Here is a 25,339-nt window from a genome sequence, read left to right as displayed (position 1 = left end):
CCAGCGACTACCCCCTTCACGCCAGCCAACGAGCCGTCAAACACACGGGCTGACCAGACCACCGATCAACCCCCGTTTAACACCAGTCACCTAGGCGGTCTGGCAGGAGCGCCGGTCAATCGCCCGGACCGCCCTCGGCGGGAGACGCGCGGTGGAGCGGAGCAGCAGGCGGTGCCGGTCACCCACGCCGTCTTCCGCCAGGATCTCGATGTCCAGGTGGTCGATGACAGCCAGGGCGCGACACCGGAGTCCGAGCCCCTGCCCTACGGTGTTGGGGGCGCGTAGCGCGCTGTCTGCAACATGGCACTGCCGGCCGCCGGATGTCGAGCGAAACAGGGGTTCTCAAGTGCCGGCGGAAGGGTGAACACTGCCGGGGGCTGCCGTGTCACGGGGCGTACATCGTTGGTCTACAGGAAGGCTCGGTCGGGTGTTCAGTCGTGTCGCCATCGTCAACCGCGGAGAGGCCGCCATGCGGCTCATCCACGCCGTACGGGACCTGGCCGCGGAGACCGGCACCCGGATCGAGACCGTCGCCCTGCACACCGACGTCGACCGCACGGCCACCTTCGTCCGCGAGGCGGACCTCTCCTACGACCTCGGTCCCGCGTCCGCGCGCCCGTACCTCGACCTGAAGGCGCTGGAGCGCGCGCTGGTGGAGACCGGGGCCGACGCCGCCTGGGTCGGCTGGGGCTTCGTCGCGGAGGACCCGGCGTTCGCGGAGCTGTGCGAGAAGGTCGGCGTCACCTTCGTCGGCCCGAGCGCGGAGGCCATGCGCAAGCTCGGCGACAAGATCGGCGCGAAGCTGATCGCCGAGGAGGTCGGCGTGCCGGTCGCGCCGTGGAGCCGCGGTGCGGTCGAGACCCTGGACGCGGCCTTGGCGGCGGCGGCCGAGATCGGCTACCCGCTGATGCTGAAGGCGACCGCGGGCGGCGGCGGGCGCGGCATCCGCGTGATCACGAACGAGGCCGAACTCGCCGACGCCTACGAGCGCACCAGCCAGGAGGCCGCGCGGGCGTTCGGCAGCGGCGTCGTGTTCCTGGAGCGCCTGGTCACCGGCGCCCGGCACGTCGAGGTGCAGGTGATCGCGGACGGCGAGGGCACGGCGTGGGCGCTCGGTGTCCGCGACTGCTCGGTGCAGCGGCGCAACCAGAAGGTCATCGAGGAGTCGGCGTCGCCGGTGCTCAGCCCGGCGCAGGCGGCCGAGCTCAAGGCGTCGGCCGAACGGCTGGCCGTCGCGGTCGGCTACCGCGGCGCCGCGACCGTCGAGTTCCTCTACCACCCCGGCGACCGGCTGTTCGCGTTCCTCGAGGTCAACACCCGCCTGCAGGTCGAGCACCCGATCACCGAGGCGACCACCGGGTTCGACCTGGTCAAGGCGCAGCTGCACGTGGCCTCGGGCGGACGGCTCGAAGGCGAGCCGCCGGTGGAGCGCGGGCACGCCGTCGAGGCCCGGCTGAACGCCGAGGACCCCGACCGCGACTTCGCGCCCTCCCCTGGCCGGATCGCGCGGCTGGACCTGCCCGCCGGGCCGGGCATCCGGGTGGACACCGGCGTCAGCGAGGGCGACACCATCCCCGCCGACTTCGACTCGATGATCGCCAAGATCATCGCGTACGGCCGCGACCGCGACGAGGCGCTCGGCAGGCTGCGCCGGGCGATGGCGCAGACCACGGTGATCATCGAGGGCGGCGCGACCAACAAGAGCTTCGTGCTCGACCTGCTCGACCAGCCCGAGGTGATCGACGCCAGCGCGGACACCGGCTGGATCGACCGCGTCCGCGGCGAGGGCAGGCTCGTCTCGCACCGGCACTCCGCCGTCGCGCTGGCGGCCGCCGCCATCGAGGCGTACGAGGAGGAGGAACGCGCGGAGCGGCAGCGGCTGCTGTCGACGGCGTTCGGTGGGCGCCCGCAGGTGCAGCACAAGAGTGGCCGACCGCTGGACCTCAAGCTGCGGGGCGTCGGCTACCGCGTGCGGGTCGCGCGGGTCGGCGCGCACCGGTTCCGCGTCGGCATCGAAGCGGGTGACGACGTCCGTACCGCCGACGTCGAGCTCGACCGCTTCGACCGGCACACCGGGCAGGTCGTCGTCAACGGCACCCGGTACCGCCTGCTCACCGGCACGCACGGGCCGATCCACCTGGTCGAGGTGGACGGGGTGACGCACCGGGTCAGCCGCGACGAGGGCGGCGTGGTGCGCTCCCCGGCGCCGGCGCTGGTCGTCGCCACGCCGCTGGAGGTCGGCGCCGAGGTCGAGGCGGGCGCGCCGGTGCTGGTGCTGGAGAGCATGAAGATGGAGACGGTGCTGCGGGCGCCGTTCCGGGCGCGGCTGAGGGAATGCGCCGTGTCCGTGGGCAGCCAGGTGGAGACCGGCGCCCCGCTGCTGCGCCTGGAGCCGCTCGCCGACGACGCCGAGGACGCCGAGGACACCTCGGCCGCCGAGTCCGTCGAGCTGGACCTGCCCGCCGTGCCCGGAGAGGTGCCGGCTCGGGAGCGCGTCACGCGCGGCCAGGAGGACCTGCGCAGCCTGCTGCTGGGCTTCGACATCGACCCGCACGACGATCGCCGGACGCTCGACGACTACCTCGCCGCGCGCCGGGCTGCCACCGAGGACGGCCACCGGCCGCTGGCCGAGGAGTTCGAACTCGTCGACGTGTTCGCCGACCTCGCCGAGCTGAGCCGCAACCGGCCGGCGGGCGAGGACGTCGGCGGCGAAGGGCACGTGCACAGCGCCCGCGAGCACTTCCACACCTACCTCCAGAGCCTCGACGTCGAGCGGGCCGGGCTGCCGGAGGCGTTCCAGGCCAAGCTCGCCCGGGCGCTCGGGCACTACGGCGTCACCGATCTGGAGCGCTCCCCCGAGCTCGAAGCCGCGGTGTTCCGCATCTTCCTCGCCCAGCAACGCGCGTCCGCCGACGCGACGGTCGTCGCGACGTTGCTGCGCACGTGGCTGCGGGAGCCGCCGCCGGACGAGGTCCTGCGTGAGCCGGCCGGCCTCGCGCTGGAGCGGCTGGTGGCCGCGACGCAGGTCCGCTTCCCCGTGGTCGCCGACCTCGCGCGCGGCGTGGTGTTCGCCTGGTTCGGCCAGCCGTTGCTGCGCCGCAACCGCGCCCGCGTCTACGCGAACGTCCGCAGGCACCTGCGCCACCTGGACGCGTACCCGGACGCGCCGGACCGCGCCGAACGCGTCGGCGAGATGGTACGCAGCACCGAACCGCTGGTGCGGCTGCTTGGCCAGCGGCTCGTCCGCGACTCCCTGGACCACGCGGTCATGCTGGAAGTGCTGACCCGCCGGTACTACGGCAACAAGGATCTGACCAGCGTCCGCACCAGCGAGGTCGCGGGCTGCACGTTCGTGGTCGCCGAGCGCGCGGGCTCGTGCGTGGTCTCCGCCGCGGTGAGATTCGAAGCGCTGGGCAGCGCGCTGCGCGGGCTCGCGGAGCTGGCGCGTGGCGAGGACGCCGTCGACGCCGACATCTATCTCGCCTGGGAGAAGCAGCCGGAGGACTCGGACGCGATGGCGGCGGCGCTGCACGAGGTCGTCAGCGCGCACCCGCTGCCGAGCCGGGTCCGCAGGGTCACCACCACCGTCGCGGGCCGCAGCGGCGCGGTGATGCACCACCACTTCACGTTCCGGCCGTCGACCACCGGGATGACCGAGGAGCGGCTGATCCGGGGCCTGCACCCGTACATCGCGCAGCGGATGCAGTTGGAGCGGCTGCGCAAGTTCGACCTCACCCGGCTGCCGTCGTCGGACGAGGAGGTCTACCTCTTCCGGTGCGTGGCGCAGGAGAACCCGTCGGACGACCGCCTGGTCGCGTTCGCGCAGGTGCGTGACCTGACCGCACTGCGGGAGCACGACGGCAGGCTGGTCGCGCTGCCGACGGCCGAGGACGTCGTGGCCACCTGCCTCGACTCGATCCGCCGTGCGCAGTCGCGGCGACCGTCGAAGAATCGCTTCAACACCAACCGGATCGTGGTCTACGTCTGGCCGCCGAGCGACCTCACCCGCGCGGAGCTGGAGATGATCGCCGGGCGCGTGCTGCCGACGACCGCGGGCGCCGGGCTGGAGGAGATCCTGTTCATCGCACGGCAGCGTCACCGGACGACCGGTGAGCTGACCAAGATCGCCGTGCGGGTCTCCTTCGACGCCACCGGCGGCACCAAGCTGACCGTCGGCCAGCCGTCGGACGAGCCGGTCGAGCCGCTCGACGGCTACCGGCAGAAGGTGCTGCGCGCGAGCAGCCGCAACACGGTGTACCCGTACGAGCTGACCGGCCTGCTCGGCGACTTCGTCGAGCACGACCTCGACGACGACCACGCGCTGGTGCCGGTCGACCGGCCGAAGGGCCGCAACACCGCGGCGATCGTCGCGGGCGTGGTCAGGACGCGTACCCGGCGGCACCCGCAGGGCGTCACCCGGGTCGTGCTGCTCGGCGACCCGACGAAGTCGCTCGGCGCGCTGTCGGAGCCGGAGTGCCGCCGGGTGATCGCCGCGCTGGACCTGGCCGAGCGGATGCGGGTGCCACTGGAGTGGTACGCGCTGTCCGCCGGCGCCCGGATCTCGATGGAGTCCGGCACGGAGAACATGGACTGGGTGGCCGCGGCGCTCAAGCGGATCGTCGAGTTCACCCAGGACGGCGGCGAGATCAACATCGTGGTCGCGGGCATCACCGTCGGCGCGCAGCCGTACTGGAACGCCGAGGCGACGATGCTCATGCACACCAGGGGCATCCTGGTGATGACGCCGGACTCGGCGATGGTGCTCACCGGCAAGCAGTCGCTCGACTTCTCCGGCGGCGTGTCGGCCGAGGACAACTTCGGCATCGGCGGCTACGACCGGGTGATGGGGCCGAACGGGCAGGCGCAGTACTGGGCGCCGAACCTGACCGCCGCGCGGGACGTGCTGATGTCGTACTACGACCACACGTACGTCGCGCCCGGCGAGGCGGGACCGCGGCGGGCGAAGACGACCGACCCCGTCGACCGTGACATCTCCGACTTCCCGCACGCCCTGGCGGGCAGCGACTTCACCACCGTCGGCGAGATCTTCTCGGCCGAGGCCAACCCGGACCGCAAGAAGCCGTTCGACATCCGGACCGTGATGCGGGCGCTCTCCGACCAGGACCACCCGGTGCTGGAACGCTGGGCGGGCATGGCCGACGCGGAGACCGTGGCGGTGCAGGACGTGCATCTCGGCGGCATGCCGGTGTGCCTGCTCGGCATCGAGTCGCGGGCGGTGCCGCGGCGCGGCTTCCCGCCCACGGACGGCCCGGACACCTACACCGCGGGCACGCTGTTCCCGCGGTCGTCGAAGAAGGCCGCCCGGGCGATCAACGCGGCCAGCGGCAACCGGCCGCTGGTGGTGCTGGCGAACCTGTCGGGCTTCGACGGCTCGCCGGAGTCGATGCGGAAGCTGCAACTGGAGTACGGCGCCGAGATCGGCCGTGCCATCGTGAACTTCCGCGGGCCCATCGTGTTCTGCGTGATCTCCCGGTACCACGGCGGCGCGTTCGTGGTGTTCTCGAAGGCGCTGAACCCGAACATGACCGTCCTCGCGCTGGAGGGCTCGTTCGCCTCGGTGCTCGGCGGGGCCCCGGCCGCCGCGGTGGTGTTCTCCGGTGATGTGAACGCCCGCACCGCGGCCGACCCGCGCGTGCGGGACCTGGAGGCCCGCGTCGCGGCCGCCTCCGGCGCCGACCGCGCCGCGTTGACCGCGGAGCTCGACGAGCTCCGCGCGTCGGTCCGCGCGGAGAAGCTCGGCGAGGTGGCCACGGAGTTCGACCGCGTGCACAACATCCAGCGCGCCGTCGAGGTCGGCTCCGTCGACGCCGTCATCCGCGCCGCGGAACTGCGCCCGCGGATCATCGAGGCCATCGAGTCCCGTTCGCGCTGACCCGACCCGTCGCCGGCCGTGGCGTTCGACCCCGGCCGGCTCGTACGCCAGGCGCCGGCACCGGTGCGCGGAAGCCCCGCGCACCGGTGCCCTCGCCGTCGTGACCGAGGGACGTCGACACCCCGCGGCTGACCCGTCTCCACCGCCGGGCCGAGGCCGATTCGTCGAGGTCGCACAGGCCGCCGGTGGGCTGGTGTGCTCCGGCCGAGCCTTGGGGCCCGTCCGGCAGCCTGCCGCAGCCACAACCATCACGAGCCGTCTTCATATTTCCATCGATCTCGATTAGGCTCTGACCCGTCCTGAAATGATCCACATTGGAGGCGCCTCGTGAGGAAGATGACCGTCCGCCGCAAGAGCTCGCTGCGCCTGCTGTCCGGTGCCCGCCGGCTCTGGATCGAGTGGTGCTGGTAGCAGCCGACCCGGCGGGCGCTCCCGGGCGCCCGCCCCTGCGGCGATCGATTCGGCCTTGACCGACGAGCCGGGCGACTACGACTGCCACCGCGACCACGGGCCGTACGCCGGGGTCGCGGCCTTCCTCGGCCGAGTCGCCGCCGACCACCCCCGCCTGGCGTCCCGCCACAGGGTCGAGCTGCACGCCATCGCACCCGGGCTGGACGGCGCGGCACGCCCGGCCGCCGAGGAGGAGCCGATCCGGTTCCATCCCGCCCGACGCACCGCCTACCTGGCGTACGGCGCGGCCGAGTTCGTGGCGGCCTGGGCAGACCGGCTCCGCCGCCCGGTCACGGTGCGGTTCACGCACGTCGCAAGCGCCGACGAAACCACCCGCGAGCTGTTGGAGACGCTGACCCGCCGACTCGGGCCGTCCCCCGTGCGCTTCCACCTGCACGACAGTGGCCCCCGTCCGCCGGTGACGGCCTCCCCGACGCCGGAGTCGATGCGCACGGCCCTCGGCGACAGCCTGGCCCGCGGCTTCTACCACCACGCGGCCCGAACCGCCCGACGCGGGCGCACCGCGGTGACCCTCGACGGCGACCTGCGGCACTGGTGGGCGTTCACCACCGGCCTGGCCACCGCCCTGGCGGCGCTGGACCGCGCCACCGAAGCCCTCGACCTCTACCACGAAGCGCGCGCCACCACCGACAACCCCAAGATCGCCATGTCGGCCGCGTACGCCACCGCCATGCTGTACGCCCGGCACCTGCCAGCCGCCGACCAGGACCCGGCGCGGGCGCGACACTGGCTGGAGAAGGCTCTCCACCTCGCCGCCGGGCTGGACGACCCGCGGCAGCGGGTGCTGTCCACCGTCTTCTACGAGCAGGGCCTGGCCCTGCTGGACAGCAGGGAAGGCGATCCCGCCTCCGCGCTACGGCTGATCGACGACGGGCTGGCCCGGTTGACCGCGGTGCTCGCTCCCGGCGAGCGCCCACAGGATCTGGCCCGGCTACGCCACAACCGGGCGCAGGTGCACCTCGCCCTGGGCGATCCGGCGCGGGCCCTGACGGACCTCGACACCGTGATCGCCCACGACCCCGACAACTGCGAGTACTACGTGGACCGGGCCGCCCTGCACCGGGCGGCGGGGCGGCCACGGGCCGCGACCAGGGACTACGACACCGCGATCCGCCTGGGACCGCACCTGCCGGAGGCGTACTACAACCGGGCCATGCTCCACCAGGATCGGGGCCGTTCCGGGCGGGCGCTCGCCGACCTGGAGCGCGTGCTGACAATCGACCCCGGGCATCTCGACGCCCGGCTCGCCCTGGTCAACCTGCACGTCCGACGCGACGCGTTCGCACAGGCCGAGACGCACGCGCGGGCCGGGCTGGCGCTGGCCCCGCAGGAGCCCGCGCTGCTGTGCACCCTGGGGCTGATCCGCTCGGAGCGGGGCAGCCTCGCCGAGGCCGACCACCTGCTCAGCCAGGCGCTGGCCGGGGATCCGGAGCTGGTCGAGGCGTGGACGAACCGTGCCGCGATCCGGTTCGAACGCGGTGACGTGCCCGCCGCCCTGGCCGACCTGGACCGGGCGGTGGCGCTGTCGGCGGCACCTGTCCCCCGCTACAACCGAGGCACGGCGCTGATGCGGCTGGGACGGTGGGAAGAGGCCGCCCGGGACTTCACCCACGCGCTCGCCCAGCCCGACCTGGACCGGTCGCTGCGACGCGACCTACGGGCGGAACTGGCCCGCTGCCATCGGGCCATGCCCCGATGACCGCTGCCCAGGACGGAATCGACGGAATCGACGAGCCCGTCGACCATGCGGCCTGATCGGGCAGTATCGTCCCCGAATGACCCCGGTAACGCCGACGCCGCCCGCGAACACCGCGCTGCTCCACTACTACCTGCTGCAAGCGACCGGCGGGGATGACGCGACGGAGGCGGGGCTGCTGGTCGAGGAGTTCGTGCTGGACGACGACCTGTCGGCCGTACGGCTGCGCAGTGCCTGCTGGACGGCGGCGGACGCCGGCTGGTGGAGCTCGGCCGCGTTCGTGCGGGCAGTCCGCGCGGACCCGCGCCTGCGCTCCCGGTTGACGGCCGTGAACCGCCCCGGGGCGGAAGCGGCGTACGGTCGGCTCGGCGGCGGAACGCTGCCGGACGAGGACGCGCTGCGCCGGCACTTCGGCGACGACGTCCCGCTGGGGGCCGGTACGCCGCTGCGGCTGGGCACCGGCCCGGCGGTTCACCGGGTGCTCTTCGCCGGTGAACCGGACGGCGACGCGATAGCCCGCCTGTCGGCGTTGCTGCGGCTCGGCAGTGCCTCGGGCACGGACGCGACCGAGCCTGGCGTGGTCGGCACCGGCCGGCTGCGGGTCAACGACACGAACCACGTCTGGCAGCTCCGCCGCGTCGGCGGTGTCGCGTGGAGCATCGACGTGACGTCCGACCCGGCCGGTGGTGACGGGCTGCGCTGGGTGCTGCGCCAGGTCACCGACGTGGCCCGCTGCCACGGCCTGGTCCCCGCGACGATCGAGCGCCTCTCCTGACGACCGGAGGCCCCGGCCTCGACCGGGAGGCGCGGCCCGGCCGGAGGTTGACGCCGCGGAGGTCCTGAGGAGGTGTGCGGGCCTCCGCAGCGTCGCGCGGCACCGTCAGTCGGCCAGGTTGACCTACACGTCGGTGACCCACAGGGGGTGTGGTTGCAGTTGGCCTGCGACCAGGTCGGGCCCGGCTGCAGCCACGGCCCGGTCCGGTAGGTGCCGTCGTTGCACCGCACGAGGACCTGGAACGCGGGCATGCCGTAGTTGCACCGGGCGATGCCGTAGTACCAGCCCATCTCGGCGAAGCAGCCCGCCGGCGGTTGGTGGACGCCGGCGGAGGTCGGGCTCGGACGCCGACGAGGCCGCCGACGGCCATCGACGTGGTGGCCGCGCCGAGGGCGACGCGGCGAATGATCTTGGAAATGCTCATGCGACAAACGTATTGATCGGCGCTGTCACGCCGCTGTCGCGTCCGGTCGGCCGCACCAGAACGGAGCGCCCGGTGACGCGGCCCTGGGGCCGAACTGGTATCCACACCGTGGTGGGCGCGTCGGGCCGCGGGCTTCGGCCTCGGGGTTCTCGACGGCGACCGGTGAGGGGAGGTCGAGCGAGTGGCGGATCGGGTGTTGAGTCGACGCCTGGCGCGGGGCGGGGTCGATGGCACGTCCGACACGGCCGGGCGCGGGTGGTCGCCGTGGCGGGTCGTCGTCGGGTTCGGGGTGGTCAGCCTCGCCGCGGACATGGTGTACGAGGGTGCCCGGTCGGTGTACGGGCCGCTGCTGGCCTCGCTGGGCGCCTCGGCGGTCGCGGTCGGGCTGGTAACCGGGGCCGGAGAGGCTGCGGCGTTGCTGCTGCGTCTGGTGTCCGGGCCGCTGGCGGACCGGACCCGCCGCTACTGGTCGTTGACGATCCTCGGGTACGCGTTGACCGCGGTCTGCGTGCCGCTGCTCGCCGTCACCCCGTTGCTGGGTGGCGCCGGCATGGCCGTCGCCGCGGCACTGATCATCGCCGAACGGCTGGGCAAGGCGATTCGCAGCCCGGCCAAGTCGGCCCTGCTCGCCGACGCCGCCGCACGCGTGGGACTGGGTCGGGGTCTGGGCGTGCACAAGGCACTGGACCAGGTCGGCGCCTTCGCGGGTCCGCTGCTCGTCGCCGGAGTCGTCGCGCTGGCCGCGGGAACGCTGTGGCCGGGACTGGCCGCACTTGCCGTACCCGGGGCCGTCACCATGCTGCTGCTGGTCGTCGTGCGGGCCCGTGCGGCTGCCCCCGCACCGGCCGATGCGCCGCAGGGCGATGCCGCACCGCGCCCGCCCGCCCGTCCGGCGGGCCGGGTGGCGCTGCCGGCCCGCTTCCACTGGTTCGCGGCGGCGATGGCGCTGTGCACCGCGGGCCTGGTGACGTTCGGGCTGATCGGTTTCCACCTCGTACGCGCCGGTGTCGTCGCGACCGCCACGGTGCCGCTGCTGTACGCGGCGGCGATGGGCGCGGGTGCGCTCGCCGCGCTGGTGACTGGCCTGATCTACGACCGGACCGGCCCGTGGGTGCTGGTGGTGCTTCCCGCGCTGATTGCTGCCGTGCCCGTTCTGACGTTCGGCGGAGGCCCACTGCTGGCGACGGCCGGGGTGCTGGTCTGGGGCGCCGCCGTGGGTGTGCAGGACTCCACCGTCAAGGCTCTGGTGGCCGATCTCGTGCCCGGTGCGCGGCGAGCCACGGCGTACGGGGTGTTCGCCGCCGTGCAGGGTGCGGGTGCCCTGGTCGGAGGCGCCGCCGCGGGAGGAGTGTACGAACACTCCACGGCGAGTCTGGTGGTGGCCGTGGCGGTCTCGCAGGCCGCCGCGGCGACGGCGCTGGTGGTCATCCTGGCCAGGATCCGCACCACGCGCCGGGGCTGAGGAATACCTCGCCCTCGGTGCGTGGCATGCGGCGCACCGTGATGGTCACTCCTCGACCCACTCGAGCAGGTCACCGGGCTGGCAGTCGAGCACCCGGCACATGGCTTCCAGGGTGCTGAAACGGACGGCCTTGGCACGGCCGTTCTTCAGCACGGCCACGTTCGCCGGCGTGAGCCCGACGCGCTCGGCGAACTCACCGACACTCATCTTGCGTTTCGCCAGTTCGACGTCGATGCGGACGACGATGGGCATCAGATCACCGCTTCCATGTCGGTCCGCAGCGTCGTGGCCTGGCGCAGCAGGGCGCGCATCACCACCATCAGGAGCCCCAGCACGGCGACACCCACCAACATCAGGAACAGCAGGAGGGGCAGCCCGGGATCTGTCGCCCTGAAACCGACATAGAGAAACACGCCCAGCAGCACCACCCAGGCCGCGGCGATCGCCCACACGATCGCGTTCACCCACCCCATGGAGGCGTCGCTGAAGATGCGGTCGTTCCTGACCAGAGTGAGCAACTTCCAGGTCGACACGATCACCACCTGAATGCACAGCACCCAGAACACCGTGATGGCAGTCATCGGCCATCTGAGGTGGGCGAGGTCCGGGGACTCCTTGGCCATGTGCGCGAACTGGCCGGGCAGCGACATGGTCTGGAACAGGACCAGGATCCCGAACAGCAACACGAGGAAGACTCTGAGCGGGGCCACCGCTCGATGCTCGGTGAACATGCATCGACTATCGCTCGCAACCTATCGATTGTCAATCGGTTCGGCAGCTTCCGGCAGGAGACCCGCCTCCGGCGGCAGTAGCCGGCGCGGCGCTCGCAGCGTGAACGTGGGCAGAAGTCTCACCCCACTCGGCGGGGAGACGCTCGACCGTGTCGCCCGAAACCCGCCGAGGGGAAACAGAAATTGGCCGCCACGAGAACATTGATTCACCCTCCCGCCCGACCGCTGGCACACTTCTTCGCGACCACACCAACGCGGTCGCGGCGAACTCCGTGACGCCGCCACCACGCTTCGTGCATCCATTCCGAATATCCGCGCCCGCCCGGATCCTGCCGGGCCCGTCTTCAGTTCACGTAGCGCATACACACCCCGCCACATCAAGATCGATGTGACTGTACCGACTTCCACGGCTACTCTCGGTCGCACTTTTCAGGGTCTTGACAGGCCCTTATGCTCTAGCGGTGTTGATCTTTCGTCTCCGACCCGGGCGCCGGCCGTCACCCGGGTTCCCCACCACCGGGGCCCGGACCGTTGCCTGATGAATCTGCGCGCCCTCGAACATCGACGGGCGCCACCGGCTCGGACACGCCTCGGCTCGGCGGCGACAGACGGCGCCCGCACCGCCGCTCGGTACGTTTTCAGATCTGGTCGCTGCTGGTGGTGGCGTTCGCGACGCTCCTTCCGCTGTGGGCCTTCGGCATGTATCTCACCGTCCCGGGCGCAGTGTCGACCAGCCAGAGCCAGCAACGGAATCTGGAAATCGGCGTGCCCACCGACGCGCTGGATTCTGCGCTGAGTGCGGAACGCAAAGCGTCAGTGGTATATCTGGCAAACCGAAAGACGGGCCGATCCGCGCTCGACAAAGCGCGCGCCGTCACGGACGAAGCAGCCGAGAAGTACCGCAGCGGCGCGATGGACGTGATTGGCAGGATCGGCGAGGGATCCGCCAATCAGTTGGCGCAGGAAATGGATGCCCGCCTCGGGCAGTTGTCCGCTCAGCGATCTGCGATTGACAGCGGCACGGCAGCACCGGCGCAGGTCTTTTCCTACTACAACGCCGCCATCGACAACGGCATTCGTATTCTGAACTCCCTCACGGGTGTCGACGACAGGACGGTGCACAGTTCCGGTGAGGCACTGTCCCGCCTCACCCGCTCCCGGGCCCTGTTGGAGGAAGTGGACGCCCGGGTGTCCGCCGCGATCGCCACCGGGATCCTCACCCGCGACGACTGGTACGCCCTGGTCACCAACATCGGCGCGGTCACCGGTTCGTACGCCACGGCGCTGCCCAACCTGCCTGCCGACGTTGCGGCGGAATACAACAGGATCGCAAGCAGCGAGGCCATGAACCGGCTGCGCACGCTGGAAGAGACCATTGCTCAGACACGGCCCGGCACCCGCATCACGGTGACCGCAGCGGAATGGGACGCCGCGGCGAAGGCCGTGCTCGACGAGGTGCACGCCTTCGAACTCAGGACCGCCACCGTGCTGGGTACCAGCGCCGAGCCGATCGCCCGCTGGGTCCTGATTCGGGCCGCCATCGCCACGGGGTTCGGTCTACTCGGCGTCATCGCGCTGGTGAGCGTGTCGATTCGCATCGGCCGGACCCTGCTCAGGGAGACCACCCTGCTTCGCAACCGGATGGATGACGTCGCGACCGTACGGTTGCCGGAACTGGTGCAGCGCCTTCGGGCCGGCACGGTCGCCGACCCCGACGAGTTGCCCAAGGGCCGGGCCCTCGAACGGCCCCGCACCAAGGAACTCGACGACCTGAGCGGCTCGTTCGACCGGGTCCATCGGGTTGCCATCGAGGCGGCCAGCGGCGAGGCGCAGCTCCGACAGGGCGTGTCCCGGGTGTTCGTCAACCTGGCGCGACGTAACCAGACGCTCCTGCACCGCCAGCTCAAGCTGCTGGATCAGATCGAGCGGCAGAGCAACGACCCCGATCAGCTTGCCCAGTTGTTCTCCCTGGACCACCTGGCCACCAGGATGCGCCGCCACGCCGAAAGCCTGATCATCCTGTCCGGTGAGGCGCCGGGCCGGGGATGGAGCAGCCCGGTGCCGCTGCAGGACGTGGTGCGCGCGGCGGTTACCGAGGTGGAGGACTACCCGCGGGTCACCGTTCACATGCCGCCGTCGGTGGGCATCGTCGGCCCGGTGGTTGCCGACCTCATCCACCTGCTCGCCGAGCTCATCGAGAACGCCACGCTGTACTCGCCCGCCGACACGCAGGTGCAGGTGCGGGGCATGAGGGCGGCCAACGGCTTCGTGGTCGAGGTCGAGGACGCCGGTGTGAGCATGAGCGAAGCCGTGATGGCGGAGCTGAATGCGCAGCTCGCGGATCCGCCGGAGTTCGACCTGACGGACGGAAGCCAGCTCGGGCTGTTCGTCGTCGGTCAGCTCGCCGCGCGGCAGGGCATCCGCGTCTCGCTGCGCGGCTCGCCCTACGGCGGCACCACGGCGATCGTGTTGCTGCCCCCCACCCTGCTCGCCGATGTCGACGCCGACAGCCCTCTCGAGCGGGTGCCGGTCGGGCGGCTCGCCGGAGCCGACCCGCATCCCCCGCGACGGGACGCGGTCGCCACCAACCGCGCTCCTTCCGAGCCGGCGCGCCGTCGCGGCTCGCCGGTGGCGGGCACGTCCGCGCTGGACCCGCCAGCCAGACCGGTGCTGGACCTGCCCGCGCTGAGCTTGCCGCCGGCCCCGCGCAATCCGGTGGAGATCGTTCCCGACATCGACCGGCCGGCGCTGCCCCGACGTTCCCGCCAGGCAGCACCCGCCCCGCAGCCTCGGGCCGGTTCCCGCCGCGCCGGGGCCACGCCCGCACGGCCCGAACCCGCGCCTGACCGGAACCCCGAGGAGGTCCGCTCACTGATGTCCGCCATCCAACTGGGCTGGGACGGGATGCGCCCCTCAACATCCAGAACCGATAATGACGCCGGCGCGAGTTTCGATGCGCCGTCCTCAACACCCGCACGGGAGAGTGATCAGAATGACTGAGACGGCTGCGGACGCTGGCGGCCTTGCCTGGCTGCTGGACAGCTTCGCGGACCGCGCCCCCGCCGTCCGACACGCAGTCATCCTGTCCGGTGACGGTCTCCTCGTGGCGCGTACCAGAAATCTGGATCGCAACGACGCCGACCACCTCAGTGCCGTCGCGGCTGGTTTCCACAGCCTCGCCAACGGGGCGGGCGACCACTTCGACTGTGGTGAGGTTCGCCGGACGGTGGTGGATCTGACCCGTGGCTTCCTGTTCGTGACGGCCGCCGGCGACGGCGCCCGGTTGGCCGTCGTGGCTGAGCCCGACGCGGACGCGGGCCTGATCGCCTATGAGATGTCGATGCTGGTACGTCGGATGGGTGAGCACATGGCGATCCCTCCGAGGTATGAGAACGCTGCGTACGAGACCAGGTGACCTCTGATGGCGGCATGGCGGAGGTCGTCCGGAGGCAACGAGTGGCTCGACGACGAGGCAGGGCCCTTGGTGCGACTCTACGGCGTGACCTCTGGCAGGACCCACGCTGCGAAGATCCCTCTGGATCTGCTCAGTGTGATCGCCGCCGCCGACGTCCATCCCGCCAGCACCCAGTATCTCGGCCCGGAACATCTCGCGATCCTGCGGTTGTGCGCGCGGCCGACTGCCGTGGTCGAGATCGGCGCCGATCTCGACCTGCCCCTGGGGGTGCTCCGCGTCCTGCTCGCCGATCTCCACGAGTTGGAACTGATCACCATTCGCCCGCCGAACCACGGCGCACTGCACGCCAGTGTGCATCTTCTGGAGGAACTGCTCGATGGTCTTCAGAGACTCTGAAACCCTGGCATCGTCGCAGGAGCCGGCCTCGCTGAAGATTCTCATCGCTGGCGGCTTCGGCAGCGGTAAGACCACGCTGGTCGGCTCGGTCAGCGAGGTGCGCCCGTTCCGTACGGAGGAGAGTCTCAGCGACCGGTCGGTCGGGGTCGATTCGACCGCGGGCGTCGAAGCCAAGCGAACCACCACCGTCGCCATGGACTTCGGGCGGATCACGCTCAGTCCGCGACTTGCCCTGTATCTGTTCGGCACCCCGGGTCAGGACCGGTTCTGGTTCATGTGGGACGAGCTGATGCGCGGCGCGCTGGGTGCGGTCGTCCTGGCAGACACCCGCCGGCTTCCCGACTCGTTTCCCGTCATCGACCACTTCGAACAGCGCGGCACACCCTTCGTGGTCGCGGTGAACTGTTTCGACGGCGCACCCAGGTATCTGCCGGAAGAGGTTTCCGACGCGCTGGAGCTGTCGCCCTCGGTCCCGGTCGTCCTCTGTGACGCGCGGGACCGGGAGTCGACCAAGTACGTTCTCACCACCCTGGTCACCCACGTGCTCACCGCCAAGGCCCACGCTCACTGACCATCCCGTCCGGGGGCCGGCCGCTGCGCGGTCGGACCCACCTGCAACGGTGACCCGGGGTGCGGCCCCCGCCAGGTCGTACGGGTGGACGCGCGGCGGCTGATCACGGCGGCGTCCTGGCCGACCCAGCCGAGCAACGCGGATCCCCTGTTGCGCTGGAACGGCAGGCCGACGTAATACAGGCCGGGCACCGGGCTCACGCCGTCGACGTGGACGGGCAGCCCGTCGGCCGGGTCGACGGCGCCGGGCACCCGCAGCCAGCCGAAGTCGGCGCGGAAGCCCGTCGCCCAGACCACGACGGAAGGCGTCAGCTCCTGTCCGTCGGCCGTCCGCAGTGTTCGGCCCCGCGCGCCGGTCACGCGACCGACGACCCGGACACCCCGTCGGCGCAGGGCGCGCGGACCGGTCCCGATCAGGGGGTCCCGCGCCCGGATCCGCCGCCCCAGCCAGCTCTCGGCGGGGGCCCGTACCGCCCCGAGGACGTCCAGCCAGGTGAAGATGTCGACGCCGAAGGGGCGCTGCGGAAGGACCGGCTGCCGCGTCCCGAGCGACAACGTGACGGACCGCGATGCCGCCAGCTCGGCGGCGATCTGCATACCGGAGTTGCCGCCCCCCACCACCAGGACGGCGCCGTCGGGAAGGTCGGCGGGGCGCCGGTACTGGACGCTGTGCAACTGGACCAGTTCCGCGGCCAGGCCATCGCCCAGCGCCGGGACATGGGGAACCTGGAAGGGGCCGGTCGCCACGACCACGGCACGCGCCGTGCGGACCCCGTTGGCCGTGACGGCCTCGAAGGCACCCTCGCAGGTCCGACGCAGCAGCCGTACGGCCGCGCCGTGCTCGACGGGCAGGGCATGGTGTTCGGCATAGGCCGCCAGGTAGTCCGCCACCTCGTCCTTGCCGGGATAGTGGCCGGTCGGAGCGGGAAAGGGCAGGCCGGGCAGGGCGCTGTGCCGCGCCGGCGTGAACAGCCGCAGCGAGTCCCAACGGTTTCGCCACGCGTCCCCGACCCGCCTGCCCGCGTCCAGCAGAAGGACGTCGAATCCGGCGCGGCGCAACTCGTACCCGGCGGCGAGACCGGCCTGGCCCGCACCGATGATGAGAATTTCTGTCACGACACCCACGATTCCCCGGCGCCGGGTCCAGGGCTTGGACGAACCTGCTGACCCTCCCACCGCACCCCGCGCAGCAGCTCGGACGGCGCCAGTCCGAACATGCTCCGGAACACCCTGGTCAGGTGGGAGGAGTCGGCGAAGCCGGCCTCGTGGGCGGCCTGCGTCAGGGACCCGCCCGACGACAACAGCAGCAGGGCCGTGCGCAGCCGTTCCCACCGCACGTAGGCGCGGAACGGCAGCCCCAGCTCCTGCCGGAACAGGTGCGACAGCCTGCTCTGCGACAGGTGCACGGCTCGCGCCACCTCGCCGAGCCCTACCCTGCCGGGCAGCAGGGTAGGGACAAGATCCACCGCCTCGGCCACGGCGGCGTGTCGCGGGCGCGCGTTCGGGATCTCGCCCCTCACCACGGACCGGATCACGGCGTCGATCGCCTCCGCCGGCGAGACGTCGCCGGGCGGGGGTGGTGGATGCGGATCCAGCCGCCACCGCGCGGCCGAGGCGGACCGGGATTCACCGCGGTCGAGCAGCCGGCCGAGACTGGACACCGGGTCGATCAACGCGAGCAGGCCGTCCGCCGCACCCTCGACGACGGCGTGCGCGGTGTTCGCCGGAATCAGCGCCGCACGGCAGGAATGGTCGATGCCGTCGGCGCCCCGGAGCACCAGGACGGTGTCGCGGGCGACGAGCAGTTGCACCGCGTGGTGCGAATGCGTCCCGGCCGCACCGATCTCGCCGCGATAGTAGATCCGGCCCGGCGCCAGCCCCACCCACCCCCGCCACGTGGCGTTCAACTCACCCGCTCCTTGCGCGTCGCCGGCACAGGACCACGGGTGCCGGCGCCTCGTCGACGCAGCGAGCGTACGCTCGGCCGCCGGCCGCTGACGGTCACGTTCATCTGACCGGACCGCAGAATCGGCTTGGCGTGAAGGGGCTGCCGGGTGGCGCGGTGGGCCGTGGGACGCGTGCCGGCCAGGCGAGACCGACCAGCGCCGCGGACAGCACCCCACGCAGCAGGATCGCGCCCAGCAGCCCGGCCCAGAACGTCAGCCAGGAGTCGTGGTAGACCAGCAGCCAGCGCATGTCGTGGTAGGAGTCGTACGGCCAGACCGCCGAGATCTGTGGGGCGAGCCCCTCTGCCGTGACGAACCGCTCGGCATGAGCACGAGCACCTCGGCCAGCGGGACCACCGCGGCGATCCCGAGGAGCGCCACCAGCCGGCGCTGGGTCGATCGCACCAGTCCCCCTTCGACACGCGACTCTTCGCCGACTTTCCCGCGTCGTGGCAGCTACGGGGGGCTGTTTCGGCGGAATCGGTCCGTCACCCCGGATGCCGCCCGGGCGCGGGCATTCGGGTTGACGGCTCAGCGTGCGGGCGTTCCGCCGGCGGCGTTCCCCTTGCGTCTGGTGCGTGCGGCGTACGCCCGGCGCATCTTGACGTAGTTGCCGCAGCCGGCCATGGAGCACCAGCGGCGGGCCTGGTTCCGGGAGGCGTCGTAGTACGCCCAGCGGCAGGTGTCCCGGGCGCACACCTTCAACCTCGTCCAGCTCTGCTCCTCACCGCACTGCCGGACGGCGTCCAGCAGAGCGGCCAGGGCGTGGTCGATGGCGTTGTCGCGGGCGGCGACGAGGCGGTGTCCACAGTCGGTGAAGGTCATCCGTACCGGCACCCCGGCGAGGGCCTGGTCGAGTCGGTGCAGCGCGGCGGCGTCGGCGGGATGGCCGGCGTGGCCGAGCAGCACCGCACGCAGGCCCTCGCGGACGGTCACGGCGACGGCGAGGTCGGCCGCCCGCAACCGGGCGTCGGGTCGGAGCAGCCGCCGTTCGGCGAACCAGTCCCGGAGCCGTTCGGGGGCGGTGAGTGACTCCTCGTCGATCTGCGGTTCGAACGTGTTGACGAAGTCCCGGAGCAGACGGGCGGCAGGCGGGATCACATCCTCCTCGCTCATCGCACCCCCTCGGTTCACACCAGCGTAATGCCTTGACAGGTGTCACTGCCGCCGTACACCATCAAAACGGTTTCGCTGGTGTAGCAGGGATGCGATGAAGGCGGGGAAGCCCGATGCCCACCACGCTCCGCGACGTGGCGCAACTGGCCCAGGTGTCGGTGAAGACGGTCTCCAACGTGATGAACGGCTACCCGCACGTCAGCGACGGGGTGCGCCGCCGCGTCGAGGCCGCCGTCGAGGCACTGGGCTACCGTCCGAACCGCTCCGCCCGGACCCTGCGGACCGGGCGGGCCGGGGTGCTTGCGCTGATCGTGCCGGAGGCAGACCTGCCCGGGATCGGCGCGCTCGCGCGGGCGGTCGTCCGCGCCGCGGCAGGGCGCGGCTACCGCGTCGTCATCGACCCGATCGACTCCGACCCCGAACGCGCCGCCGTCGCGCACCCTCCGTTGCCGGTCGACGGCTGTCTCCTGCTCGCCAACCTCCCGGCCGTGCCGGGCGTCGGCGGGCTGCCCGTCGTCCGGATCGGCCGGTTCGCCCCGGGGGGTCACGTGGACCGGGTCGGCATCGACCACGTCCGTGCCAGCCGGGACGCCACCGCCCACCTGCTGGGCACCGGCCGGCGGCGCATCGCCGCCATCGACGCCGGACCGGGCGAGCCGTCGCCGACACCGCCGGGCATCCAGGGGTACGCCGACGCCCTCCGCGCCGCGGGCCTCGCCCCGCTCCCCGGCCACTTCCTACGGGCGCCGTCCCACCAGCGCGCCGACGGCTACCGGGCCGCCCGTACGCTGCTGGCCCAGCACCGGCGCCCAGACGCCGTCGTCTGCGCCTCGGACGCCCTGGCGGTCGGCACCCTGTGCGCCGCGTTCGACGCCGGCGTGCGCGTCCCGGAAGACCTCGCGGTCATCGGCGTCGGCGGCAGCGAGGAGGGGCGTTGGGCGCGGCCGGCGCTCAGCACCGTCTCCGCCGACACCGGGTTCATCGCCCGCCAGGCTGTGGCCCGGATCGTCGCCCGCATCGCCGAGCCGAACGCCGCCCCGGTCGACGTGGTGGCGCCCCACACCCTGCTGCCCCGGGCGAGTACGCGAAGGGCCGACCGATCCAGGGTGGCCCACTCCTCGTGCTGATCCCGGCGTCACGGCTGCCGTCGCCGCACGTCGGCTTCGTGCACCTCCTGGCCACGGAACCGACGGCGGTACGTGGCCGGGGTGACGCCGGCGACCCTCAGGAAGGCCCGACGCATCGTCTCGGCCGAGCCGAAACCACAGAGACGAGCGATGGAGGTGACGCCGGCATCTCCGGCTTCGAGGAGGGCCCGGGCCGCGTGCACCCGGATCAGTTCGACGTACCGGGCCGGGGTGGTGCCGGTCTCGCGGCGGAACAGCCGGGTCAGCTGGCGCTCGCTGACCGCCGCACGGGCCGCCATGGTCGCGAGGGTGTGTTCGGCCGACGGTTGCGTCTCGACCGCGTCGAGCACCCGGCGCAGGACCGGCCCGGCCGGCGCGGGCCCGACGCCGGCCGAGTCACGTTGCGCCCGGCCACCGGGCCGGTGGACAGACCCGGCCAGGTGTCTGGCGACCGTGCGCGCCCGGTCGACGCCGAGGTCCTCGGCCACGAGGGCGAGCGCGAGGTCGATGCCCGCGGTCATCCCGGCCGAGGTCAGGTGCGGGCGGTCGCGGACCCAGACGGCATCAGGTCGCACCGCGACGCCAGGGAACCGTGCCGCCGGATCGCCGCAGACGGCCCAGTGGGTCCTCGCCCGCTGGCCCTCCAGCAGGCCCGCCTCGGCCAACACCAACGCCCCCGTACGGAAAGACGCCACCCGCCGCGCCGACCGGCCGATCCGCCGTACCTGTTCGACCACCGTGGTGGGTGGACGGTTGCCGGCCGTCGTCGGACAGCCCGCGACCATCAGCGTGTCGACCGGAGTACGGACCTCGGGCAGCGCCAGGTCGACCCCCATCCACACGCCGACGTCGGTACGCACCGGCCGCCCGTCGGGCGACACGAGCCGCATCCGGTAGCCGCCGGAGCCGTTCAGGACCTGGAGCGGTCCCGCCACGTCCAGGAGGACCGCACCGTCGTGCACGACGAGGACCACCTCACGCCCGTCATCAGCCGCCATACCCACAGGTCCGATGCGCCGGCCGGCTGGTTCCCGGACCGGGCTCACTCGCGCCGTCCCGTAGGCCGGCAGCGGCAGCGGGCACGCCTGATGCGGACCGGATCCCCTCGGATCCGGACCAGCCGCACAGAACCGGGAACCGCGGCGGTGACCGGGCCGACCAGTGCCACATGCACGGACATCAGCCGGGGACGTACTCGATCGGTCCAGGCCGAGCCATGAGGAGGTCATGAATGTTGACGATGGACGTCAGCCGACGGACGGTTCTGCGGGCCGCGGCCGCTGGCGGGGCGGGCATGGGCCTGGCCGGCACGGGCCTGGTCACGTCCGGCCCGGCCGCCCCGGCCTCGGCCTCGGCCGGGCAGCGCACCGGCTCCACCGGCCCGGCCCGGAAGCTGCGCATCGCGATCCTGCTCTTCGACGGGGTCACGGCGGTGGACGCGATCGGCCCGTGCGAGGTGCTGTGCCGGATCCCGGGCGCCGAGGTGGTGACCGTCGGCAGGGAGGCCGGCCGGGTGCGGACGGACACCGGGGTGCTCACGCTCGGCGTGGACCACACGCTGAGCCAGGTGCGCACGGCCGACGTGCTGCTGGTGCCCGGGGGAAACGTCCGCGACGTGCAGGCGGACCCCGAGACGATCCGCTGGATCCAGCGGCTCCATCGGCACACGACGTGGACCGTCTCGGTCTGTACCGGATCCCTGGTGCTGGGCGCGGCCGGCCTGTTGCGCGGGCTGCCGGCCACCACGTACTGGGGCCTCAAGGCCGAACTCGCCCAGTTCGGCGCGACGTTCGTGCCGAGCCGCTTCGTCGAGGCAGGTCGGATCATCACCGCGGCCGGCATGTCCGCTGGGATCGACATGTCACTGCATCTCGCCGCCAAGCTCGCCGGTGACCGGATCGCACAGGCCCTACAACTGGTCGTGGAATACGACCCTCAACCGCCGTTCGACACGGGCAGCCCCGACAAGGCCGGTCCGGAGCTGACCAGCCTGGCACTGCGGCTGCTCAGGAATTCCGCCGCCCGCTGACCCGGGTCTGGGGAAGCGGGCCGGTCAGGGCGCCGGATCGCGCTGTTCGAACCGGATACTGCGCAGGATCGAGACCATCATCCGGCAGTACTCGGCCCAGTCGGCGAGGCTCGGGGTGGTGAGGCGTAGGACCAGTAGGTACGGCGCGTCGGGCAGGGGCACGACCGCCTGGGCGCAGGCGACCGGGACGACTGCCGGTTCCGGCTGCGCGCCGAGCCGCGTGGGGATCGGCGCGCCGGAACCGGCCAGCACGACCACCGCCGGACCGCACGGCAGGATACGTTGCTCCACCCGCTGGTACGGCCCCGCCGCGCGTTCGAACTGCGCGGTCAGCCGGTCCGCAGCGAGGTTCACGTCCATCTGCTCCGCGGGCTCCAGAGCGACCAGCAGGGACGACACGCTGGCCTTGCCGTCGGCCACCAGGCAGCTGAACCCGTAGTAGAGCAGTGGGTAGCGGCTCAGCTCGACGACCTGCCGGTCGTACAGTGCGGCCAGGGACCGACGCTGGTCGGGGTCTCCCTCGGGCAGGACCCGGGCGGCGAGCTCGAACAGAGCCTGCCGGCGCTGGTCGGGGTCGGGGTGCAGCGGCATCGCGTGGAACCAGGAGGGCACGGCGAATCCGACGCGGGGCAGCGCGGGCGGCGCCGTCTCGGTGAACGGGAGCACTAGTGGGCCACCGCCTTCTTCGCCTCCTGCAACCGTTCCGCCTTCTCCCGCTGTGCGGCGTCGTCCTCGCCCCCGCCCAGGCTCCACGCCCGCTCCATGGCGGCCGGGATGTCGTACCAGCCGTCCTGCCAGTAGTCGTCGACGTGGTTGGCGATGTCCTCCTGCTGCATGGAGTTCGCCGACGACTGCCAGCTTCCGTCGAAGAACGCCTCGCGCATGCCGCGAGTGACGTCGTCGAGGCCTTCGAGGGCCGGGTCCATCACCTTCCCGATGGGGATGGTGCTGGCTCCGGCCAGGTCGAAGACCAGATCCTGGCCGGAGACGTCGCCGCCGGACAGCCGGGCGGAGCCGTGCAGGATGCCGCTGCCGATCCCGAGGATCGTGCTGGCACCCAGGCCGCTGCCGCCGAAGATGATGAGCGCCCCGCCCAGCGGGGCGCCGATCACCGTCCCGGAGAGCACGGTGCCGGTGCCGATGATGAGCAGCGACACGAGACCGCTGCCGACGGCGATGTCGCCGAAGACATCGCCCAGGTTGGCGATCCGGTTCGCGTTGTTCGTCATCCAGTCCCCGAACGCGTCGAACGGCGCGGTCAGGCCGTCCAGGAGTTCCGTGAGCAGCCCGGGATCGCTGGCGGACTCGGCGAGACGGCCGAGCCTCTTCGCGACCTCCGTCGACAGCTCCTCGTGGTGCCTCTTCAGGGTCTCGGCGCTCGCGACGATGTCGTCGCGCTCCCCCTGTGCTGTCTCGAGCCGCCGGTTGGCGGCGTTGACCTTGGCCTGAGCGGCGGCGAGGTCCAGGTCGTTGTCGAAGAACTGACCGACGAGGCTGAGCGCCGGGTCGTCCTCGGCCGCCTCCACCTTCTTCTTGGCCGCTGCGGCGTCCTGCTCGTAGGCGCGGGCCTTCGTCTGCAGCGTGACGAGGTCCTGGTGCCACTCCTCCAGCAGGTCCGCGGCTTTGGTCATCGTGCTGGCGGCTTCGTCCAGCTTCTTCGGGAACCCGTGGATGCGGTTGCGAAAACCCTCGGCCGCCTGGCCTTCCCAGCCGCCGACGCCCCGAGCCACCGCATCGATCTCACCTCTGGCCTCCTGCAGCCTGCCGGCGGCATTCTTGAGGACGGTGGCGAAGGCCGCGACGTTCGCGGGGGTTCCTGGCGCGGGGTCGAAACCCAGGGCAGGGTACTTCTCGGGTGCGAAGCCGAACCACTCGAGCATGCGTCAGCTCCCCTTCGGAGCCAGCTCGGGTTCGAGCACGCCCTTGAAGTGCTGACCGTTGTCGAGGTCGGTCTGCGAGTACCCGTCGGCGGACAACGTCAGCCTGTTCTGCACGCCCTGCACCCCCGCGGCCATCTTGTCGAGCGTGCTGCCCCAGCGGTCGACGAAGTCCTCGGCGGCGGCGTCCAGGTCTCCCGATCCGAGGTCCTCGGCGTTGCCCGACCCGAGTTTCCGCTGCGCCGCGTTGATGTCGCCCTTGATGCCTTCGATCCGCGTCACCACGGAACGCAAGGCGTCCACCTCGACCTTGAACCCGCCCAAACCGTCCATCCTCGTTCGACTGCTGCCACATGGTACGGCTACCGGTACGACAGTCCGGTTCGGGATCATGACCGGCGTTCGAGGTCGCGGCGACGCCTGTGGTGGGTCTGCCCTGGCCCACCTGACGGAGCCAGCCCGCCGCATCGAACTGCGGGTCCGGCCGCAGGCCACCGCCAAGGCGAAGCTCGACGGGTGACGCGGTGGCGAACCCGCAAGATCATTGCAATATGATCTTGGGCTTGGTTCACGTCGGCGGGCGCACGGCGGGCATGCCCGCGTCCCCGCATCATCACGCACTACGAAGGAGAAACCCTCTTGCGTCTTCGCGTTGCAAGGGTCGCGCTGCCGCTCGTCGCCGTCGCGCTGCTGTCCGCCTGCGGTGGCGGCCAGGCCGAAACTGGTGACGACAGTGGCACCGGCATCCCGAAGTCCCCGGAAGACTCGTACGCAGCGATCATGAAGGCCATCTACGCCGCCGACTCGCAGCGGGTGTGCTCACTGATGACTCCGGACGCCGCGGACAGGTTCATCGGGGAGATGAGGCGATGGAAGGACGCTGAGGGCACGACCTGCGAGGGCGTGGTGGACTCCTTCGCCAGCCAGCAGTCAGGTCCGCCGCCGAAGGAGTGGGGGCCCACGATGTACGGCAAGGTCGAGTACCCCAACCAGTTCTTCGCGATGCTGGAGGCCTGCCCGCCGGACCCGAACGGCGGCTTCCAGGGGAACTTCGCCGCAGTGACCTGGAAGAAGCAGGACGACGGCTGGATCATCACCGAATTCGACATCAGCACCGGCTGCGGAGGCTGAGCCCGCCGACCACCCCTGTCTGACCTGGACCTGCCCGGTAGCGACCGGGACGTCGGACAAGAGCGCCGGCCTCCTCCTGTGGGAGGGGGCCGGCGCTCTCACCGCCCCTGGACGCACGCGCCAACAGGCCGCCGTGCGAGCCAGGACCAGCCCGTGGCGGGATCGGCCAACCGGTCAGGTGACGCCTAGTGCGGTGTCCACTAACGTTCACCGGGTTTCCGGTGCCCTGTTGTGGATCCTCGCCGTGCGGGCGAGCGACTCCCCACCTGGTGGTGGGGCG

The 25,339-nt window shown here is 71.8% G+C and carries 22 protein-coding genes; 12 read left to right on the top strand and 10 right to left on the bottom strand.

The window, feature by feature from the left end:
* The first annotated feature begins 427 nt into the window (after positions 1 to 427).
* The 4 genes from AB0G14_RS30810 to AB0G14_RS30795 all read left to right on the top strand — a co-directional run bounded on the left by AB0G14_RS30810 (position 428) and on the right by AB0G14_RS30795 (position 10,721).
* Entirely contained in the window at positions 428 to 5,893 is a 5,466-nt protein-coding gene (locus AB0G14_RS30810; protein ID WP_357703438.1) for a carboxyl transferase domain-containing protein, read from the top strand.
* Between the two features lie 466 nt (positions 5,894 to 6,359).
* Positions 6,360 to 8,063 carry a tetratricopeptide repeat protein gene (locus AB0G14_RS30805; protein ID WP_357703435.1) on the top strand — a complete coding sequence of 568 codons (1,704 nt, stop codon included), beginning with the start codon at positions 6,360 to 6,362 and terminating at the stop codon, positions 8,061 to 8,063.
* Between the two features lie 76 nt (positions 8,064 to 8,139).
* Positions 8,140 to 8,835, top strand: coding sequence for a hypothetical protein (locus AB0G14_RS30800; protein WP_357703433.1), 696 nt, complete (start codon positions 8,140 to 8,142; stop codon positions 8,833 to 8,835).
* Between the two features lie 620 nt (positions 8,836 to 9,455).
* Positions 9,456 to 10,721: an MFS transporter gene (locus AB0G14_RS30795; protein WP_357703432.1), complete on the top strand. Its 1,266-nt coding sequence runs from the start codon at positions 9,456 to 9,458 to the stop codon at positions 10,719 to 10,721.
* Between the two features lie 45 nt (positions 10,722 to 10,766).
* Here the strand turns inward: AB0G14_RS30795 and AB0G14_RS30790 are convergent, their stop codons facing one another.
* The gene (locus AB0G14_RS30790; RefSeq protein ID WP_091094605.1) at positions 10,767 to 10,973 is read right to left on the bottom strand and encodes a helix-turn-helix transcriptional regulator; all 207 of its coding nucleotides are present in this window, start codon (positions 10,971 to 10,973) and stop codon (positions 10,767 to 10,769) included.
* Entirely contained in the window at positions 10,973 to 11,452 is a 480-nt protein-coding gene (locus AB0G14_RS30785; RefSeq protein WP_357703429.1) for a DUF2975 domain-containing protein, read from the bottom strand. Before AB0G14_RS30785 ends, AB0G14_RS30790 begins: the two co-directional genes overlap by 1 nt.
* A 657-nt stretch (positions 11,453 to 12,109) precedes the next feature.
* Here AB0G14_RS30785 and AB0G14_RS30780 point away from each other — a divergent pair.
* The 4 genes from AB0G14_RS30780 to AB0G14_RS30765 are packed head-to-tail and all read left to right on the top strand — an operon-like array spanning position 12,110 to position 15,834.
* On the top strand, positions 12,110 to 14,452 hold the full coding sequence (locus AB0G14_RS30780) for a nitrate- and nitrite sensing domain-containing protein (protein ID WP_357703427.1): 2,343 nt from the start codon (positions 12,110 to 12,112) through the stop codon (positions 14,450 to 14,452).
* A complete protein-coding gene (locus AB0G14_RS30775; RefSeq protein WP_357703425.1) occupies positions 14,445 to 14,867 on the top strand; it encodes a roadblock/LC7 domain-containing protein in 423 nt (140 codons plus the stop codon). Before AB0G14_RS30780 ends, AB0G14_RS30775 begins: the two co-directional genes overlap by 8 nt.
* 6 nt (positions 14,868 to 14,873) lie before the next feature.
* A complete protein-coding gene (locus tag AB0G14_RS30770) occupies positions 14,874 to 15,263 on the top strand; it encodes a DUF742 domain-containing protein (protein WP_357703423.1) in 390 nt (129 codons plus the stop codon).
* Positions 15,244 to 15,834: an ATP/GTP-binding protein gene (locus tag AB0G14_RS30765; protein ID WP_357703421.1), complete on the top strand. Its 591-nt coding sequence runs from the start codon at positions 15,244 to 15,246 to the stop codon at positions 15,832 to 15,834. The genes AB0G14_RS30770 and AB0G14_RS30765 overlap by 20 nt, the downstream gene beginning before the upstream one ends.
* On the opposite strand, the gene AB0G14_RS30760 is transcribed toward AB0G14_RS30765, so the two are convergent.
* The 4 genes from AB0G14_RS30760 to AB0G14_RS30745 all read right to left on the bottom strand — a co-directional run bounded on the left by AB0G14_RS30760 (position 15,828) and on the right by AB0G14_RS30745 (position 18,895).
* Positions 15,828 to 16,949, bottom strand: a complete 1,122-nt coding sequence (locus AB0G14_RS30760) for an NAD(P)/FAD-dependent oxidoreductase (protein WP_357703419.1) — start codon at positions 16,947 to 16,949, stop codon at positions 15,828 to 15,830. The two genes, AB0G14_RS30765 and AB0G14_RS30760, sit on opposite strands and share 7 nt — an antisense overlap.
* Positions 16,946 to 17,740 carry an AraC family transcriptional regulator gene (locus AB0G14_RS30755; protein ID WP_357703417.1) on the bottom strand — a complete coding sequence of 265 codons (795 nt, stop codon included), beginning with the start codon at positions 17,738 to 17,740 and terminating at the stop codon, positions 16,946 to 16,948. The genes AB0G14_RS30760 and AB0G14_RS30755 overlap by 4 nt, the downstream gene beginning before the upstream one ends.
* A 100-nt stretch (positions 17,741 to 17,840) precedes the next feature.
* On the bottom strand, positions 17,841 to 18,029 hold the full coding sequence (locus tag AB0G14_RS30750; protein ID WP_357703415.1) for a hypothetical protein: 189 nt from the start codon (positions 18,027 to 18,029) through the stop codon (positions 17,841 to 17,843).
* Positions 18,030 to 18,310: 281 nt separating this feature from the next.
* On the bottom strand, positions 18,311 to 18,895 hold the full coding sequence (locus AB0G14_RS30745) for a CGNR zinc finger domain-containing protein (protein WP_357703412.1): 585 nt from the start codon (positions 18,893 to 18,895) through the stop codon (positions 18,311 to 18,313).
* A gap of 113 nt (positions 18,896 to 19,008) precedes the next feature.
* Here AB0G14_RS30745 and AB0G14_RS30740 point away from each other — a divergent pair, with 113 nt between their 5' ends.
* Positions 19,009 to 20,022 (top strand): LacI family DNA-binding transcriptional regulator, encoded by a 1,014-nt coding sequence (locus tag AB0G14_RS30740; protein WP_357703410.1) that lies wholly within the window; start codon positions 19,009 to 19,011, stop codon positions 20,020 to 20,022.
* Between the two features lie 8 nt (positions 20,023 to 20,030).
* Here the strand turns inward: AB0G14_RS30740 and AB0G14_RS30735 are convergent, their stop codons facing one another.
* Positions 20,031 to 21,020, bottom strand: a complete 990-nt coding sequence (locus AB0G14_RS30735; RefSeq protein ID WP_357703408.1) for a helix-turn-helix domain-containing protein — start codon at positions 21,018 to 21,020, stop codon at positions 20,031 to 20,033.
* Between the two features lie 233 nt (positions 21,021 to 21,253).
* Here AB0G14_RS30735 and AB0G14_RS30730 point away from each other — a divergent pair, with 233 nt between their 5' ends.
* Positions 21,254 to 22,051 carry a DJ-1/PfpI family protein gene (locus tag AB0G14_RS30730; RefSeq protein WP_357703406.1) on the top strand — a complete coding sequence of 266 codons (798 nt, stop codon included), beginning with the start codon at positions 21,254 to 21,256 and terminating at the stop codon, positions 22,049 to 22,051.
* A gap of 24 nt (positions 22,052 to 22,075) precedes the next feature.
* Here the strand turns inward: AB0G14_RS30730 and AB0G14_RS30725 are convergent, their stop codons facing one another.
* Genes AB0G14_RS30725 through AB0G14_RS30715 form a run of 3 tightly spaced genes read right to left on the bottom strand, consistent with a single transcriptional unit; the run spans position 22,076 to position 24,252 of the window.
* On the bottom strand, positions 22,076 to 22,717 hold the full coding sequence (locus AB0G14_RS30725; protein WP_357703403.1) for a hypothetical protein: 642 nt from the start codon (positions 22,715 to 22,717) through the stop codon (positions 22,076 to 22,078).
* Positions 22,717 to 23,931: a WXG100 family type VII secretion target gene (locus tag AB0G14_RS30720; protein ID WP_357703401.1), complete on the bottom strand. Its 1,215-nt coding sequence runs from the start codon at positions 23,929 to 23,931 to the stop codon at positions 22,717 to 22,719. Before AB0G14_RS30720 ends, AB0G14_RS30725 begins: the two co-directional genes overlap by 1 nt.
* A gap of 3 nt (positions 23,932 to 23,934) precedes the next feature.
* Positions 23,935 to 24,252, bottom strand: coding sequence for a type VII secretion target (locus AB0G14_RS30715; protein WP_357703398.1), 318 nt, complete (start codon positions 24,250 to 24,252; stop codon positions 23,935 to 23,937).
* Positions 24,253 to 24,319: 67 nt separating this feature from the next.
* Between AB0G14_RS30715 and AB0G14_RS30710 the strand changes: the two genes are divergently transcribed.
* Positions 24,320 to 24,448 (top strand): hypothetical protein, encoded by a 129-nt coding sequence (locus AB0G14_RS30710; RefSeq protein ID WP_357703396.1) that lies wholly within the window; start codon positions 24,320 to 24,322, stop codon positions 24,446 to 24,448.
* A 119-nt stretch (positions 24,449 to 24,567) separates the two neighbouring features.
* Positions 24,568 to 25,059, top strand: a complete 492-nt coding sequence (locus AB0G14_RS30705) for a hypothetical protein (RefSeq protein WP_350677161.1) — start codon at positions 24,568 to 24,570, stop codon at positions 25,057 to 25,059.
* Positions 25,060 to 25,339: the final 280 nt, after the last annotated feature.

Origin of the sequence: Micromonospora sp. NPDC023814, assembly GCF_040639595.1 — a bacterium.
Taxonomy (GTDB): Bacteria; Actinomycetota; Actinomycetes; order Mycobacteriales; family Micromonosporaceae; genus Micromonospora.
The sequence above is the reverse complement of the archived record's forward strand: the minus strand, read 5'-3'. Positions and strand labels throughout refer to the sequence as shown.

Coding starts and splice junctions, on each gene's coding strand:
- AB0G14_RS30790 (WP_091094605.1), bottom strand. CDS start 10,973: ATGCCCATCGTCGTCCGCATCGACGTCGAACTGGCGAAACGCAAGATG.
- AB0G14_RS30745 (WP_357703412.1), bottom strand. CDS start 18,895: ATGAGCGAGGAGGATGTGATCCCGCCTGCCGCCCGTCTGCTCCGGGAC.
- AB0G14_RS30720 (WP_357703401.1), bottom strand. CDS start 23,931: ATGCTCGAGTGGTTCGGCTTCGCACCCGAGAAGTACCCTGCCCTGGGT.
- AB0G14_RS30735 (WP_357703408.1), bottom strand. CDS start 21,020: ATGGCGGCTGATGACGGGCGTGAGGTGGTCCTCGTCGTGCACGACGGT.
- AB0G14_RS30730 (WP_357703406.1), top strand. CDS start 21,254: ATGTTGACGATGGACGTCAGCCGACGGACGGTTCTGCGGGCCGCGGCC.
- AB0G14_RS30740 (WP_357703410.1), top strand. CDS start 19,009: ATGCCCACCACGCTCCGCGACGTGGCGCAACTGGCCCAGGTGTCGGTG.
- AB0G14_RS30785 (WP_357703429.1), bottom strand. CDS start 11,452: ATGTTCACCGAGCATCGAGCGGTGGCCCCGCTCAGAGTCTTCCTCGTG.
- AB0G14_RS30710 (WP_357703396.1), top strand. CDS start 24,320: ATGACCGGCGTTCGAGGTCGCGGCGACGCCTGTGGTGGGTCTGCCCTG.
- AB0G14_RS30750 (WP_357703415.1), bottom strand. CDS start 18,029: ATGCGCTGGCTGCTGGTCTACCACGACTCCTGGCTGACGTTCTGGGCC.
- AB0G14_RS30775 (WP_357703425.1), top strand. CDS start 14,445: ATGACTGAGACGGCTGCGGACGCTGGCGGCCTTGCCTGGCTGCTGGAC.
- AB0G14_RS30800 (WP_357703433.1), top strand. CDS start 8,140: ATGACCCCGGTAACGCCGACGCCGCCCGCGAACACCGCGCTGCTCCAC.
- AB0G14_RS30770 (WP_357703423.1), top strand. CDS start 14,874: ATGGCGGCATGGCGGAGGTCGTCCGGAGGCAACGAGTGGCTCGACGAC.
- AB0G14_RS30765 (WP_357703421.1), top strand. CDS start 15,244: ATGGTCTTCAGAGACTCTGAAACCCTGGCATCGTCGCAGGAGCCGGCC.